This window comes from Candidatus Pelagibacter sp. PS_44 (genome assembly GCF_059417735.1).
The window spans coordinates 232,996-248,481 of sequence record NZ_CM182063.1 but is presented as its reverse complement, the minus strand read 5'-3'; the positions used below and the strand labels follow the sequence as shown (position 1 = coordinate 248,481).

The window sequence follows — 15,486 nt, the reverse complement described above, 5'->3', positions numbered from 1 at the left end:
AAGTTGAACCCATTATAGTCAATCATGGTCTTTTTTTATCCTCTAAATTTTGGTTAAATAATGTGTGAAAAATGTAATAGAAGACAAAATTAAAATACTTAAAAAAAGTAATAGTAAAATTCTGAAAGAGCCTATTGCTGCTATAAAAAAATTAAATTTTCAAAAATTTAATATCATTAAATCATTTTCTATAAACAAAACTTTAACTAATTTTAAAGAAAAATTAAGAAAAGCTGAATTAGAAAGAATTAAGACTTTAAAAAAGAATAAAATAAAACAAGCTAAACAAGAAAAACTTCAACAACAACAACAAAAATTAGAGGAGGCTCGTCAAATCAAAAGGGAGCAAGATTTAAAAGAAAAAGAAGAAAAAAAAAGAATACTTGATCAAGAAAAACAGAGAATAAAAATTCAAAAACAACAACAACTTATTGAAAATCAAAAAATTAAACTAGAACAACAGCGGGTGCAAGCTGAAGCGCAAAGAATTAAGGACGAAGAAGAAAAAAAAATCAGAGAAGATGATTTAAAATTAAAAGAAGAAAAAATAAGATTAGAATATTTAGAAAAACAAAGAATAAGATTAGAAAGACAAAAAATTAAAGAAGAAGAAGAAAAAATAAAAAATATTGAAAAAGAGAAATTAGAAACGGAAAGAAGAATAGCAAGAGATGAAAAACAGAGGCTAAAAGATATTCAAATTGCCAAACAATTAGAAGAGCAACGTAGACTGGATGAAGAGGAGCGTAAATTAAAATATCAAGAACAAAAACTTAAAGAAGCTGCAGAGCGAATAAAGGATATTGAAGCTCAAAGATTAAGAGAAATTGAAATCCAAAAACTTAAAGAAGTTGAGGAATTGAGAAAAAAAGAAGAAGAATTTAGATTAAAAGAAAAAAACGAAATTGAAGAGTTAAGAGCCTTAAGAGAAAAAGATGAAAAGTATAAAAAAAGACAGATAGAAATTAAAAAGAAAGAAGAAGAAATTAGATTGAGAGAGATTGAAGAACAAAAGGCTCATGATGCAAGAATTGCTGAAGAAAAAAGAATAGAAGAAGAAAATGCAAGAATTAAAGAATGGGAAAGAAGATTTGATGAGGAGCAAAGAAAAAAAGAAGAAGAAATGATAAAAAAACTAAATGAACGAGAAAATTCATTTAAGGACGAAAAAGATTCAGAAGAAAATAGTTTATCTACAAACAATCAAACAAAAGAAAATTAATTTACTAAAGGTTTGCCAGTAGATAGAGTATGCTTGATTCTATCTTGAGTTTCTTTTGTTTCAATTAATTTAATAAATGCGTCTAGTTCTAATTTAAATAAATCATCTTCTGATAATGTTTTATCTATTGTAGTGTCACCACCACTTAATACATTCGCTAATTCTTTTGCAACTATTACTCCATGATCTAAGATTATTTTTTCATTATAAAGATTATCTAAAATTTTATTCATATCTTCCAATACTGATTTTCCAGGAAGATTGAATTTAAGCTCCTCTGGTGCTTTAAAGTCTGTGTTCTCCATTATAATTTTTTTTGAGACTTCAAATAAACTGTTTCTATTCATTATTTTTTTATCCTCTGGCATCAAATATTTCATTGGTTCTGCCTCTACAGGTGATGTTGCGGTTTTACCGTAACCGATAATATCAAACACTTTTAAAGGTGCAAAATTAGGATCTTTTTTAGCTTCATCTGTATCAAGCCATCTAGCCAACATTTCTTTACATCCACCACCTGCTGGAATTAATCCTACAATAGTTTCGACTAATCCGACTACAATATTGGTATGTGATGCTACAAAGTTACTTTGAACCATTACCTCAAAACCACCACCTAAAGTTAATCCTGATGGAGCTGAAATTACTGGATATTTTGAATATTTTAGGTGTTTACAAGTTTCTTGGAAATATTTAATAAATTTTTCAATTGATTTGAAATCTCTTTTATCTGCAAACTCCATTGTGTAAGTTAAATTAACACCAGCTGAAAATTGCATACTTTCATTAATTATTATTAATGGTTTATCAGTTGCTTTTTTTAATGCATCCATCGAGTCATAATCAAGTGCGTTAGCTTTAGTTGTAAATTCAACAATATTATAATCATTAAATCTATAAATCTTTGCAGAATTATTTCCATCAACACTTGAGGCAGTTTTTTTTACTTTTCCTAAAGTTTCAATATTTGTGTACTTTTGCCTTTCACCATAAAAATTTTCATTTTTATTTTTTGATAACTCCTCTAAAAAGTTATTTCCTTTAAAATCATCTATTTTATCAAAGAAATTTTTAACTCCTATTTCATCAAGCATCTCAAATGGACCTTTTGACCAGTTAAAACCAAGTCTCATTGCTTCATCAATATCATTAAATTCTTTTGTAATTTTTGGAACTAATGAGGATGCATATTTGATTATTTTAGATATAACTGACCAAGCATAATCTCCATATTTATCTTTTCTATTAATTAATCTCTTTAAATCTACTTGGTCTGTTTTAATATCAATCTTTTTACTAATTGAATAATCACCAGTTTCAAGATTGATTGCTTCCATGACTTTGATAGATCCTGTTTTATTCATTCTATAAAAACCACCCTTACCTTTTCTGCCTGTATAACCTGTTTCAATTAATTTTTTCACCAATGGAATTTCTTTTGCTACCTCGTGAAACTCATCAGATTTTGGCAATTCTTTAATAAAACTTTTTAATACATCGGCCATTAAATCAATTCCAATTAAATCATATAATCCAAATACACCTGTTTTTGGAATACCCATTGGTCTTCCAAAAATTGCATCGGCTTCTTCTATTGAAAGTTTCATTTTAAAAGCTTCAGTCATCGCCACTTGCATTGCATAAACACCAACTCTATTTCCTAAAAAACCTGGAGTATCATTACAAATTATAGCTCCTTTACCTAATTCAACTTCACAGAATTTTTTTAATTGGTTAATCTTATTTAGGTCGTTATTTTCATTTTTAACTATCTCTAAAAGACCCATATATCTAACTGGATTAAAAAAGTGGGTAATACAAAAATCTTTTTTTTCAATATTTGTTAAATGTTCAGATAATATCTTAATTGGAATTGATGAGGTGTTTGAAGAAACTATTGCCCCATCTTTTCTTACTTTGAATATTTTTTCATAAATTTGATGCTTAATATCAATTCTTTCAACCACTGCTTCAACAACCCAATCCGCATCTTTAACTGCATCAAAATCATCTGATATATTTCCAACTTTAATATTATTGATTTTAGATTTATCAATTAATAATGGAGGTTTTGATTTATGAATTCGATCTCTTGCCTTTTCACTAATCTCTGTTTTTAAATCTAATAAAGTTACAGGAATATTTGCATTGCAAAGATGTGCCGCTATTCCACTTCCCATTGTTCCAGAACCAATGACAACTACTTTTTTAATATTCATGAAATTTGAAAATGTCTTATCTGTTAATTCCTCTTAGTCTCTCAGAACGTCTTCTTAAAAGTTCTGCACTAACTAGAATTAAAGTTGACATAATAATCAAACATGTTGCAACAGCTAATATCGTTGGACTTAATTGCTCTCTTAAACCAACCCACATCTGAATTGGAATAGTTGTATTTTCTAATCCAGCTAAAAACAGAACAACTATCACTTCATCAAATGATGTTACAAACGCAAATAATGCACCAGAGATAACTCCTGGAGTGATTAAAGGTAATGTCACTTTCATAAAAGTATTAACAGGATTGCTTCCAAGACTTGCGGCTGCTCTTGTTACACTATGGTCAAAACCACTTAAAGTAGCTGTAACTGTTATAACAACAAATGGTGTTCCTAAAATTATATGAGATAAAATAATTCCAGTATGTGTTGCGGCCAAGCCTACTTTTGCCATAAAGAAAAATATTGCTGTTCCTGAAATAATTAATGGAACGATCATCGGTGAAATTAACAAAGCCATAAATGCAGCTTTATACGGCATATGTCGACTGCTTAAACCAAGAGCAGCAACAGTTCCCAGGATCGTTGATCCTATGGTTGCAAAAAATGCAATAATTAAACTATTTTTTGTTGCTAAGCCCCAAGGATTTTTTGTTCCCCAAATCATGTCTTTATACCATCTTAAAGAAAAACCATCTGGGTCTAGCGCCAACATTTTTTCTGAAAAATGAATATATTGCTCAGCATTAAATGAAAGTGGTAGAATTACAAATAATGGAGCAATTAAGAAAAAGAATACTAGTCCACAGATGGTTAAATATGTGTAGTGCCAAATTCTGTAATGTATTGGTGTATAATTTGGTAAAGCCATAGTTTATCCTAGTTTAATATTATCTATTCCAACTAACTTATTATAAATCCAATAAATTGTTAAAACTCCAACTAACAACATTGTGCCTAATGCAGAAGCAAAAGCCCAGTCTAATGAACTCTTCATGTGATATGCAATTGTATTACTAATTAATGATCCACTAGCACCACCCACTAAAGCAGGAGTAATATAGTAACCAATTGAAATAATAAATACTAATAAACAGCCCGCACCAATTCCAGGCATAGTTAATGGAAAATAAATTTTAATGAATGCTGTTAATGGTGTGCCTCCCAAAGATTTTCCTGCTCTCATTAAGCTTGGAGAAATCGTTTTCATTACACTGTAAAGCGGCAATACCATAAAAGGTAAAAGAATTTGTGTCATTGCAACAAAAGTTCCAATTACATTATACATTAGTTCAGGTCTACTATCATCAGCAGCAAAACCTAACCAGACAATTAAATCATTAATCGGGCCTTGTTGTTGAAGTAATACCATCCAGCTTGAAGTTCTAACTAATAATGAAGTCCAGAAAGGAAGTAAAACACAGATCATTAATAAGTTACTGTATTTCATTGGCAATGTAGCGAGTAAATGTGAAATCGGGTAAGCTAAACAAAAACAAAAAACTGTAACCCAAAAAGCTACATTTATAGTTCTTAACCATAAAATTTTATGTATTTTTCTATCCTCAGCTACTTCAACAATGTTTCTATTATCGTCAAATTTTAAATCCATTCCTTTTAAATACTTTGCATAAGACCATTTGGGAGCTGTATTTTTTAAGGCTACCCAATATCCAACTTCATTCCATATTTTGTGAGTTGCCATGAACTGCTCTTTATAATTTCCTTCTTCAAATTTTTTAATTTTTCTATTTGTTTTTTTTAATCCACTACTAAAACCAGATTTTTCATAATTTAATCTTTGATAAAGTTTTCCCGCTTCTTTAGCCATAGCTAGCGGATAAAAATCCTTGTAAAATGCTTCATATACTTTTTCATCTGGTAAATCTTTACCATCCCACTGTTCTAGTGCTGCAAAGGTATTCGGCAACTTACTTGTAATCATTCTATCATCAACGCTTCTAAACAACATATCGCCGATTGGAAACACGTAAGTAATTAAAAGAAATAAAAATAAAGGACCCACAAGCATTAATGCTCTTATCTTGTTTCTTCTCTCGGCTTTTTTTAAACTAACCTCAAGAGGTACACCATCAGATGATAAAATTTGTTCTGTGCTCATAATAAAAAAAGGGCGGTTATATAATAACCGCCCTTTAAATAAAATAAAAGTTTAATCTATAATTAAATTACAGACCAGCTTTCATAGCTTCCCATTTTTCACCAATTTCGTCCTGGTTATCTGCCCAGAATTCAGGGTTCATAAGAATGTATGATTTAGTGTTCGCAGGTGCTGTTGGCATATGTGGTACCATGTTAGTTTTACCATCTTTAAACCAAGGCTCTCCTGCTTCCATGATAGCAATTGAAGATTTTCTCCAAGGAGCGTAAGCAATATACTTAGCACTTCCTGCTAGACCTTCAGTACTTGTCATTTCTCTAAGAACTTTCAAAGCTTTACCGTTAGCATCGTTAGGTCCACCTTTAACCATAGCGAAATACTCATAGTCAAGAATTTGTGAATCCCATACTTGCACAATTGGAGTTCCTTCCATTTGAGCATTAAAGAATCTACCATTCCAACCAGTAGCCATAACAACTTCACCATTAGCTAATAGTTCTGGTGGCTGAGCTCCAGCATTCCAGAATACACATCCGCCATTTGGATCTTGGCAAAGTGCTTTAATAGCGGCAATTGCTTCATCAACTCCACCTTTTTCAAGTGATTTGTAAATTTTATCACCACCTTTACCAGCTTTTGTTCCAGTGCCAGCCATAGCTAATTCTAAGTTAGACATTGCACCTTTGTAGATAGCTCTTTTACCAGGAAACTTTTTAGTATTAAAAAAGTCTTTCGCTGATTTTGGAGTACCTTTTACGTTGTTCTTGTTGTAAGCAAAGTTCCAAGAGTAAAGAATGTTTCCAACTGCACACTTAGAAGGCATACCTGTGAAAAAGTCTTTACTTGCTGGTGTTCCATCTGGAGCAGGAGCGAAGTCTTTGTCGAAATCGAATTCAACAAAAATACCTTCGTCACAGCCAATGATAGTGTCTTTTGCGTACACATCAATGATGTCCCAAGTGATTTTTCCAGCTTCTTTTTGTGCTTTGATCTCTGATAATCCACCAGTGTAGTCTACCCAGTTAACAGGTATTCCAAGCTTTTTAGCTGTTGGATCTCCATAGCCTAATTTTTGACTTTCTGTATAAGCTCCACCCCATGACACTACAGTAACTGCAAATGCCGAAGTAGTAATAGAAAGTACAAATGATAAGGCTAATAATAGTTTACTTAGTTTTTTCATTTATCCTCCGTTTAAACGTTTTTTTTAAAAATTAAGTAAAACAAGATCAGAAAGATGAGTCAACAGTTGAATCTGGGTTTTTTACCTTTATTTATGTAAGAATATTATAAAGATTGATTAGAAATTATGAAGGTTTTATTTTTTATTTAGGGTCTAAAGCTCTACTATCAATAGCATTCCAGCCAACATTTATTTCATTTCCAAGTTTGATATCTAGGTTTGATGAGCTATTTGGAATTTTTAAAATAAATTGTTCATTACCTAGTATGTCCATTCTCAATCTAGTGTGATCTCCATGGTAAATTACTTCTTTAATTTTTCCTTTATGATTATTGTCCATTTTATCTTTTGGATTAATTAAAGCTCTTTCTGGTCTTAAAGATACAGTAGTTTTATCACCTTTAGCTTTTACAGAAATAGGATTAGCTAAAATTTCAGTTCCATTATTTAATTTAATTTTACAAGTATTTCCTGACACATCGTTCACTGTTCCATTAAACGTGTTATTCTCGCCAATAAATTCCGCCACGAAAGAATTAACTGGTTTTTCATAAAGATCATCAGGACTTGAAAGTTGTTGAACTTTCCCATCATTAAATACTGCAATTCTATTTGACATTGTTAATGCTTCAGTTTGGTCATGAGTAACATACACAACTGTTACACCAATACTTTCATGAATATGTTTTATTTCATATTGCATGCTTTCTCTTAAATTTTTATCTAATGCGCCTAGTGGTTCATCCATCAAAACAAGCTTTGGATCAAACACAAGTGATCTAGCCACTGCTACCCTTTGTTGTTGTCCACCAGATAATTGCATTGGCATTCTAGCTTCAAAACCTTGAAGCGATACCATTGATAAAGCTTTGTCAATTTTTTTATCAGCTTCATCTTTTGGAATTTTTCTAACTCTTAATGGAAATGCTAAATTCTCATAAACTGTCATATGAGGAAACAAAGCATAGTTTTGGAACACCATTCCAATTCCTCTTTTATGAGGTGGAATGTTTGAAATAACATTATTGTCTAAATAAATTTCACCATGAGTTGGAGTTTCAAAACCAGCCAACATCATTAAACATGTTGTTTTACCCGAACCAGAGGGTCCTAACATAGTTACAAATTCACCTTCTTGAATATCTAAGTTTAATCCCTTAACAACTAAGACTTTTCCATCGTAGCTTTTATCGACATTATCAAATTTTACGAATTCACTATTTTTTGACATACGAGATATTTAAAACATTTGTGGAGATATTAATCAAGCCCTTTATTGGTCATTTAATATGTAAGTCTCTTGAAAAATTATAAAATAATTCACTACCCTTCTCTGTAACTCTAATAGCTTCAGATGCTTCCACACCCCAGTTTCCAAATTGCATTACAGCAATCATGTGGAATGTTAAGTTTGGTTCTAAAATTGTCATATCCCCTTTAGATATATTTAGAGTATGTTCACCCCAATCAGGTGGGTAACCAATTCCAATAGAATATCCAGTACGCGAGGTTTTTTCTATGCCATACTTATCAAGAACCTTCCAAAATGCCTGAGCCACATCATCTGCAGTTTTCCCAGGTTTAATAGCATCTATTCCTGCTTGAAGAGCCTCATTAGTTTTTTTCATTGTATCAATTTTAAGCTGGTCAGGTTTTCCAAGTAATACTGTTCTAGCCATTGGGCAATGATATTTTTTATGGGATCCTGCAATTTCAACAATTGTTGCTTCACCTTCAACAAATTTATCTTGCGTCCATGTTAAATGTGAAGCTGACGTACCTTTTCCCGTTGGAAGCATTGGAACAATAGATGCATAATCACCCCCAAATTCAGGAGTTCCTTTTATAAGCGCAGCTTGTATTTCAGAAACAGCATCACATTGTCTAAGTCCTGGATTAATTACCTCAAAAGCTTTTTGCATTCCAGTTTGAACTATCTTTGATGCAGCTTTCATATAATCAATTTCTGAATCTGATTTTACAACTCTTGCCCAATTGACTAATCTTTTGCAATCTAAAATTTTAGCATTAGGTAAACCTGTTTTAATTTTTTCATAACAGTAAGCAGTGAAATAATGACTATCCATTTCAACACCAATGGAAAGTTTTTCCCATTTTCTTTCTTTAATAATATCAGTTAAAGCATCATAGGGATGAAGTGGCCAATTATGGATATATTTTTCACCATACTTTATAATATTTTCATCTTTTAAATAAGTTTTGATATATGCGCCACCTGCATCTTGGTCTCTAACAAAGCATAATGGTTCATCTGCATTAACATGTATTATTACGCACTGGGCATAATAAAATGACCAGGCATCGTAGCCTGTTAGATAATTCATGTTTGATGGATCTTGTGAAATTAACAATTCGATGCCATTATCTTGCATCATTTTTTGAACTTTTTTTAATCTATTTTTATATTCTTCTTTTGTAAAATTCATTTTAATAAGAGTGTTTCATTTTTGGAAATTTTTTATTTTTAACATCTTTTTTAAAAGATATTGTAGCTTTATTAATAATTTTTTTTAAATTAATGTATTTTTTAATAAACCTAACATTGATTGAATTAAGTCCTAACAAATCATCAGTAACCAATACCTGGCCATCACAATTTACAGAAGCACCAATTCCAATAGTTGGAATATTTATTGATTTTGTAACTTCTTTTGCAAGAGAACTTTCAATGCATTCTAAAACCATCGAAAAAACACCGGCCTCTTCTAAAATTTTTGAATCTTTTAAAATTTGTGCTCTTTCAGTTAACTTCTTTCCCTTAAATTTAAAACTTTTTGCAGATTGAGGCAAAACTCCCAAGTGTCCCATTACCGGTATCTTATTTTTAACCAGTGTTTTTATTATTTGAGCAACTTTTTTTCCACCCTCTAATTTTACAGCATCACACTTAGTTTTTGATATTATTTTCTTAGCATTGTTAAGAGCTTCTCGTGAATTTCTATAAGTGTTATGAGGCATATCTACTACTAATAAGCTTTTTTTAACACCCTGTCTTACACTTTTGGAATGTTCAATCATCATATCAAGTGTAACTTTTTTTGTAGAAGAAAAATTGTAAAGAACTGATCCAAGAGAGTCTCCTACTAAAATAAGATCACAATGTTTATCTATAATAGATGCGATATTCTTTGAATAAGCGGTAAGGCTTATAATTTTAGATTTATTTTTTTTTTTAATAAAATCTATAATTTTTTTATTCATTTTTTTTTCTGGTTTCTATACTTGATCTAAGACTGTAACTAATATTAAAGATATTTCATAATTTAATATTTTATAGCAAAGTTACTCTAATTCAATGGTACTTGGTGGTTTTGATGTTACGTCATAAACCACTCTATTTATGCCCCTAATATTATTAATAATTTGATTGGAGATTGCTTGCATAAAGCCTTTTGGAAAATCAAAAAAATCTGCAGTCATTCCATCTTCTGATGTAATTGCTCTTAATAAACAAATATGTTCATAAGTTCGGTTATCTCCCATTACACCAACCGTTTTTACTGGTAATAAAGCGGCGTAAGCTTGCCAAATTTTATCATATAAACCGTAATCTTTTAAAGCCTTGATGAAATAATAGTCCGCTTCTTTTAAAATGGTAATTTTTTCTCTAGTTATATTTCCTGGCATTCTTATTGCTAAACCAGGACCTGGAAATGGATGTCTAGATATTATATCTTTTGATAAATTTAGTTCTAACCCAAGTTTTCTAACTTCATCTTTAAAAAGAAATTTCAATGGTTCAACTAATTCTAATTTCATTCTTTTTGGTAAACCTCCTACATTATGATGGGATTTAATTTTTGATGTCTGACTTCCTGTAACCGACTTACTTTCTATTAAATCAGGATAAAGAGTACCTTGAGCAAGAAACTTTACATTCTTTATTTTTTTTGCATATCTTTCAAATATTTTAATAAATAAATTTCCAATAATTTTTCTTTTTTTTTCAGGATCAGAAGTGTTAGTTAATCTATTAATAAATTCTTTTTCTGCATTGACATAAACTAAATTTATTTTTAATTTTTTTTTAAATGTTTTGACTACTTGTTTTTCCTCATTTTTTCTTAAAAGACCATTATTAACAAATATACAGGTAAGGTTTTTTCCAATAGCTTTACTCAATAATTGAGCAACAACACTACTGTCCACTCCACCCGATAGACCACAAATTACTTTATTGTTACCTACTTGTTTCTTTATGGCTCTGATTAATTCTAATTTTTGATCTTTTGAAGACCAGTTTTTTTTGATTTTACATATATAAAAAACAAAATTACGTAATAAGATTTTACCCTTAAAAGTATGGGTTACTTCAGGGTGAAACTGTACACCATAATAATTATCTTTAGTATTTTCAATTATTGCTAATTTTGAATTTTTTGAAGATGCAATAATTTTAAAATTTTTTGGCATCTTAGATACTTGATCTGCATGGCTCATCCATACATTGTTAATGTTGTCTTTATTAAAAAAATTTTTTGTTAATTTACTATTCGAAATCTTTTTAATAGTTGCTAGACCAAACTCTCTATGTTTAGATTTTTTAACACGTCCACCTAGTTCTTTGGACAGTATTTGATGTCCAAAACATATACCTAAAACTGGTATTTTTAAGCTTAATATCTTTTTATCAAATTTAAATTTATCATTTTCATATACATTAAGCGGACCTCCTGAGAGAATTATTCCACCAATGTTATTATTAATAATTTGATTTATTTTTATTTTTTTATGACTAATGATTTCTGAAAAAACACCAAATTCTCTTACCCTTCTTGCAATAAGCTGTGTAAATTGAGACCCAAAATCTATTATTAGAATTTTGGTGAGCTTATTATTAAGACTCATTTTTTGGTTCCAAATCTTTTAAAGACTCTAAAATAATTTTTTCTTTACCACATAACTCAATGCAAATTTTAGAGAAACTTTGGGCCAATTCTCTAACTTTTAAATAATTGCTTCTTTTAAGTTCTATTTCCATAAGCATATAATTTGCTTCTTCATTTTTAGGTTCTAGTAACAAAACTGTATCTATATTCTTTTTTTCTTCTTTTTTATTTTCTTCAATATTAAAAATTTTTGCTAAATATAAATATGATTTTTCATCTTTAGGATTGAATACTATTCCTCTTTGAAATAAAAACTTCGCCTCTTCATAACTTTTTTCATCGTATTTAATTTTTCCCTCTTCAAAAAAATTATCTTCCGCAAAAGATAAATTCGAAATATTTAAAAATACAAAAATTATAAAGACTAGTTTGTTAAATTTAATCATTAGTATTTGCTGTCACTCTTTACTTCATCAACATTGTGAACCATACTTTCATAAAATCCAGCTTTTGTTATTTTTACAAAATTAGGTTTAGTTTTTAGATATAAAACTTTTTTTGCTCCCAAATAGCCCATAGAAGATTTTAATCCACCAATTAATTTATAAATTATATTTTTAACATCACCTTTATATTTAACAAAACCCTCTACACCTTCTGGTACATATTTGGATGTATCTTTTTGTTTTTTTTGAAAATATCTATCAGCAGAACCTTTATTCATTGCTCCCACAGAACCCATTCCTCTAAAACTTTTAAATAATTTTCCATTTTTTTTTATTAGTTTTCCTGGTGTCTCTGTGCTTCCAGCAAATAATGAACCAATCATTACAGCATCTGCTCCTGCTGACAATGCTTTTGCAATATCACCAGAATATTTAATTCCACCATCAGAAATTATTTTTGTTTTATTATTTTTTATTCCTTGTTTAACTGCTAGGATTGCACTCAATTGAGGGACACCAATACCAGCTACTAATCTAGTAGTGCAAATTGAACCAGGTCCAATACCAACTTTAACTATATCTACACCTAATTTTATTAAAAATTTTGCAGCGTCCGCTGTAGCAATATTTCCAGCACACAAGGTTGTCTTTTTAGTTTTAATTTTCTTAATTGCTTTAACAATTTCAGCTACTTTTTTGCTGTGACCATGTGCTGTATCAACTACAATTAAATTAATTTGTTCTTTTAAAATCGCCTCTGCCCTTTTAAGTTCTAGTGGACCGGCTCCTACAGCAGCTCCAACTAATAATCCTTGTTTTTTTACTTTTCTAATTTCTTCAATTTGTTTTTTTATATTTAAATTTCTGTGAATTACACCAATGCCTCCTGCTTTAGCTATCGCTATTGCCATTTTACTTTCTGTAACAGTATCCATTGCTGATGATAATAAAGGTATTTTTAATGTTAAATTAGCTGATAATTTTGTGCTTGTGTCAACTTCTGAAGGTAAAACCCCTGAGTACTTCGGAGCCATTGTGACATCGTCAAAGGTGAGTGCTTCTTTAATAGGATCCATAATAATTTATATACGATTCCTTTTAAAAATAAAGTTACTATCTTAGAGTTTTACAAATAATAAAGCTTTCCTTAGATTCTTTTCTACTGGATTTTGGCTTAAATACCTTCACCTCTTTGAATATTTTTTTACCAAGTGCGACTATTTCGTTAAATGATGATCCTAAAAAAATTTTAGAAACAAATCGCCCTTCTTTAACTAGCATTTCTTTCGAAAAGTTCATTGCTTCCATGGCAAGTTCCCCTGTATAAATTGCATCAATATCCTTTATGCCCGTTGTATTAACAGCCATATCGGACACAACAACATCAACTTTTGATTTGAATAAACCTTTTATTTTTTCTTGAGATTCTAAATCAGTAAAGTCTCCTTTTATTTGAATTATGTTTTCAATTGCTTCCATATTTTTTAAATCTATAGAAACTAATCTTCCACTTTTTACCGTCCTTGCTATATACTGAGACCAACTACCAGGTGATGCACCTAAGTCTATTACTGATATTCCATTTTTAAATATCTTAAATTTTTCATCTATTTCAATTAATTTATATGCAGATCTAGCTCGATACCCATCCACATGGGACTTTCTAACATAAATATCTCTTTTTTGTTTGTTGATCCAGTTTTTAGAGATTCTATTTTTTTTCAATTAATGACCAAATCTAAGACTTTTAGATAATATTTTTTGCTGGATAGTCTTAATATTAATTTTAACCTCTCTATCTAACCTCATATCTTTACCTGAGTCCCAAATTCCAGCAGCTAAGTGCATAATTCCTATTTTATAATTTGGTAAGTAAGGTTCAACGAATGTATTTTTAATTTCGTCAAATTTTGGTAATAAATTACTAGCAATCCAATTGCAATTTAATGGTAAAAATTCAGTTTCTAGATCATCTATATAAACTGACATATTGATAGCAAGACCCTCTGAACCAAAGATATTTCCACTTTTTAATGTTTGTTCTAGATTTTTTTGCCAAGAAGCCCAACCAGGTGAATTTTTTTCTAATGAAAAAACGCCTATATTTATATGAGGAGCAAAAGCTAATTTTCTAGCTTTATTAATTCCAACTTTTGATTTTATTGCATGTTTAAAATTTTGAGATTTAATTATTGCTACTTTACCAAACAGCCAATTTACTTTTGACATTATTTTGTATCCCGGTCCTAATGTTTGAGTAATTCCTAATTTGCCATTTTCACAAGCTTTAAAATATAATTCAACAGAATTCCAATCATTTACCCACGCGTCACAATCTATCCATAGAAATTTTTCATAACTGGGAAAATATTTTGGTAGAAATGCTCGAGATACTTGACTCTTTAGCCACTCTTTTCCTTTTACTTTAAATGCTGGAACATCAATATCCCATTCTGCTGATTTAATTTCATCAACCTTTTTAGATAATTCATTTTTTTGTTCTTCAGATAAACCAGCATCTAAAATACAAATTGCTGTATCTTTGCTTTTTTCAAAACTCTTAATAGAATCAACTAATTCATTAAGTAATTCAAAGTAATTTGAGTCAGCCAAAGATACAATTACGTTTTTTTTCATTTAGAGTATGTCTTCAAGATCTTCGACTTCTTGGTTTTCACCACTTAAAATCTTTTGTTTATAGGTTTTTTTATAACTGAAATATCCAAATGGAAGTAAGGTTATATAAATCAGGCCACAAATGACTAAGACTTTAAATGTATATATAAATAATAGACCAAAAAATAACACAACACCAAATAATACAAAAATTGTCATTCGACGAGGTATTGAGATCTTTTTAAATGCAAAAGTTGGTATTTTACTAATCAATAAAAATGAATTTACAATAAAGAATAATGGTACAAGAATATCATAATTAATATTAATTAAATTTATATCACTTAGACTTAATATTAATGGCATAAGAATTAAAATTCCTCCAGCAGGAGACGGAACACCCTCAAAATAATTATCTTTCCATGAAGGTTCAGTATTTGAAGTTACATTAAACCGCGCAAGTCTAAGGGCAACACAAACCACGTAGATCATTGTAAGTAACCAACCAAATTTACCAAAATTATTTAAAGACCAAAAATACATTATAAAAGCTGGAGCAACACCAAAACTAATTAAATCAGCTAATGAATCTAACTCCTTTCCAACCAACGAAGTGCCTTTTACTAATCTTGCAACTCTACCATCTAGTGCATCAAAAACTGCAGCAAAAATAATAGCTATAATAGATAATTCAAATTTTTCATCTAATGCAAATTTAATAGAGCTAAGACCAATGCAAATATTGATTAGGGTAAGTGTATTTGGAAGAAGCATCCTTGCTTTTTTATCAGATACAATTTTAAAATTATTTTTGGGTTGTTCCATATG

At 30.0% G+C, this 15,486-nt stretch carries 14 protein-coding genes; 1 reads left to right on the top strand and 13 read right to left on the bottom strand.

All coding sequences use genetic code 11. The features are described 5' to 3' along the window. Positions 1–64 precede the first annotated feature (64 nt). Entirely contained in the window at positions 65–1,222 is a 1,158-nt protein-coding gene (locus AC5SLO_RS01310; protein ID WP_494573407.1) for a primosomal protein, read from the top strand. On the opposite strand, the gene AC5SLO_RS01305 is transcribed toward AC5SLO_RS01310, so the two are convergent. The 13 genes from AC5SLO_RS01305 to pssA all read right to left on the bottom strand — a co-directional run bounded on the left by AC5SLO_RS01305 (position 1,219) and on the right by pssA (position 15,483). After that, positions 1,219–3,441 (bottom strand): 3-hydroxyacyl-CoA dehydrogenase/enoyl-CoA hydratase family protein, encoded by a 2,223-nt coding sequence (locus AC5SLO_RS01305; RefSeq protein WP_494573406.1) that lies wholly within the window; start codon positions 3,439–3,441, stop codon positions 1,219–1,221. The two genes, AC5SLO_RS01310 and AC5SLO_RS01305, sit on opposite strands and share 4 nt — an antisense overlap. Positions 3,442–3,457: 16 nt before the next feature. Continuing rightward, on the bottom strand, positions 3,458–4,312 hold the full coding sequence (locus AC5SLO_RS01300) for an ABC transporter permease (RefSeq protein WP_494573405.1): 855 nt from the start codon (positions 4,310–4,312) through the stop codon (positions 3,458–3,460). A 3-nt stretch (positions 4,313–4,315) separates the two neighbouring features. Continuing rightward, positions 4,316–5,563 (bottom strand): ABC transporter permease, encoded by a 1,248-nt coding sequence (locus AC5SLO_RS01295; RefSeq protein WP_494573404.1) that lies wholly within the window; start codon positions 5,561–5,563, stop codon positions 4,316–4,318. 67 nt (positions 5,564–5,630) lie between these two features. After that, on the bottom strand, positions 5,631–6,746 hold the full coding sequence (locus tag AC5SLO_RS01290; RefSeq protein ID WP_494573403.1) for an extracellular solute-binding protein: 1,116 nt from the start codon (positions 6,744–6,746) through the stop codon (positions 5,631–5,633). A gap of 142 nt (positions 6,747–6,888) precedes the next feature. Continuing rightward, complete coding sequence (locus AC5SLO_RS01285; protein WP_494573402.1) at positions 6,889–7,977, bottom strand: ABC transporter ATP-binding protein; 1,089 nt, start codon at positions 7,975–7,977, stop codon at positions 6,889–6,891. Between the two features lie 49 nt (positions 7,978–8,026). Further along, the gene (locus AC5SLO_RS01280; protein ID WP_494573401.1) at positions 8,027–9,193 is read right to left on the bottom strand and encodes a M24 family metallopeptidase; all 1,167 of its coding nucleotides are present in this window, start codon (positions 9,191–9,193) and stop codon (positions 8,027–8,029) included. A 1-nt stretch (position 9,194) separates the two neighbouring features. After that, positions 9,195–9,968, bottom strand: a complete 774-nt coding sequence (panB, locus tag AC5SLO_RS01275) for a 3-methyl-2-oxobutanoate hydroxymethyltransferase (protein WP_494573400.1) — start codon at positions 9,966–9,968, stop codon at positions 9,195–9,197. Positions 9,969–10,049: 81 nt separating this feature from the next. After that, positions 10,050–11,615, bottom strand: coding sequence for a glutamine-hydrolyzing GMP synthase (gene guaA / locus AC5SLO_RS01270; protein ID WP_494573399.1), 1,566 nt, complete (start codon positions 11,613–11,615; stop codon positions 10,050–10,052). Further along, a complete protein-coding gene (locus AC5SLO_RS01265; protein ID WP_494573398.1) occupies positions 11,605–12,042 on the bottom strand; it encodes a hypothetical protein in 438 nt (145 codons plus the stop codon). Before AC5SLO_RS01265 ends, guaA begins: the two co-directional genes overlap by 11 nt. Further along, positions 12,042–13,118 carry an IMP dehydrogenase gene (guaB, locus tag AC5SLO_RS01260; RefSeq protein WP_494573397.1) on the bottom strand — a complete coding sequence of 359 codons (1,077 nt, stop codon included), beginning with the start codon at positions 13,116–13,118 and terminating at the stop codon, positions 12,042–12,044. The genes AC5SLO_RS01265 and guaB overlap by 1 nt, the downstream gene beginning before the upstream one ends. Positions 13,119–13,155: 37 nt before the next feature. Further along, a complete protein-coding gene (locus AC5SLO_RS01255) occupies positions 13,156–13,767 on the bottom strand; it encodes an RlmE family RNA methyltransferase (RefSeq protein ID WP_494573396.1) in 612 nt (203 codons plus the stop codon). Then, positions 13,768–14,679 (bottom strand): glycosyltransferase, encoded by a 912-nt coding sequence (locus tag AC5SLO_RS01250; protein WP_494573395.1) that lies wholly within the window; start codon positions 14,677–14,679, stop codon positions 13,768–13,770. Further along, complete coding sequence (gene pssA / locus AC5SLO_RS01245; RefSeq protein WP_494573394.1) at positions 14,680–15,483, bottom strand: CDP-diacylglycerol--serine O-phosphatidyltransferase; 804 nt, start codon at positions 15,481–15,483, stop codon at positions 14,680–14,682. Positions 15,484–15,486: the final 3 nt, after the last annotated feature.

Excerpts from the sequence above, each read along its gene's own strand:
- AC5SLO_RS01305 (WP_494573406.1), bottom strand. The coding sequence starts at position 3,441 with ATGAATATTAAAAAAGTAGTTGTCATTGGTTCTGGAACAATGGGAAGT.
- AC5SLO_RS01300 (WP_494573405.1), bottom strand. The coding sequence starts at position 4,312 with ATGGCTTTACCAAATTATACACCAATACATTACAGAATTTGGCACTAC.
- AC5SLO_RS01295 (WP_494573404.1), bottom strand. The coding sequence starts at position 5,563 with ATGAGCACAGAACAAATTTTATCATCTGATGGTGTACCTCTTGAGGTT.
- AC5SLO_RS01290 (WP_494573403.1), bottom strand. The coding sequence starts at position 6,746 with ATGAAAAAACTAAGTAAACTATTATTAGCCTTATCATTTGTACTTTCT.
- AC5SLO_RS01285 (WP_494573402.1), bottom strand. The coding sequence starts at position 7,977 with ATGTCAAAAAATAGTGAATTCGTAAAATTTGATAATGTCGATAAAAGC.
- AC5SLO_RS01280 (WP_494573401.1), bottom strand. The coding sequence starts at position 9,193 with ATGAATTTTACAAAAGAAGAATATAAAAATAGATTAAAAAAAGTTCAA.
- panB (WP_494573400.1), bottom strand. The coding sequence starts at position 9,968 with ATGAATAAAAAAATTATAGATTTTATTAAAAAAAAAAATAAATCTAAA.
- guaA (WP_494573399.1), bottom strand. The coding sequence starts at position 11,615 with ATGAGTCTTAATAATAAGCTCACCAAAATTCTAATAATAGATTTTGGG.
- AC5SLO_RS01265 (WP_494573398.1), bottom strand. The coding sequence starts at position 12,042 with ATGATTAAATTTAACAAACTAGTCTTTATAATTTTTGTATTTTTAAAT.
- guaB (WP_494573397.1), bottom strand. The coding sequence starts at position 13,118 with ATGGATCCTATTAAAGAAGCACTCACCTTTGACGATGTCACAATGGCT.
- AC5SLO_RS01250 (WP_494573395.1), bottom strand. The coding sequence starts at position 14,679 with ATGAAAAAAAACGTAATTGTATCTTTGGCTGACTCAAATTACTTTGAA.
- pssA (WP_494573394.1), bottom strand. The coding sequence starts at position 15,483 with ATGGAACAACCCAAAAATAATTTTAAAATTGTATCTGATAAAAAAGCA.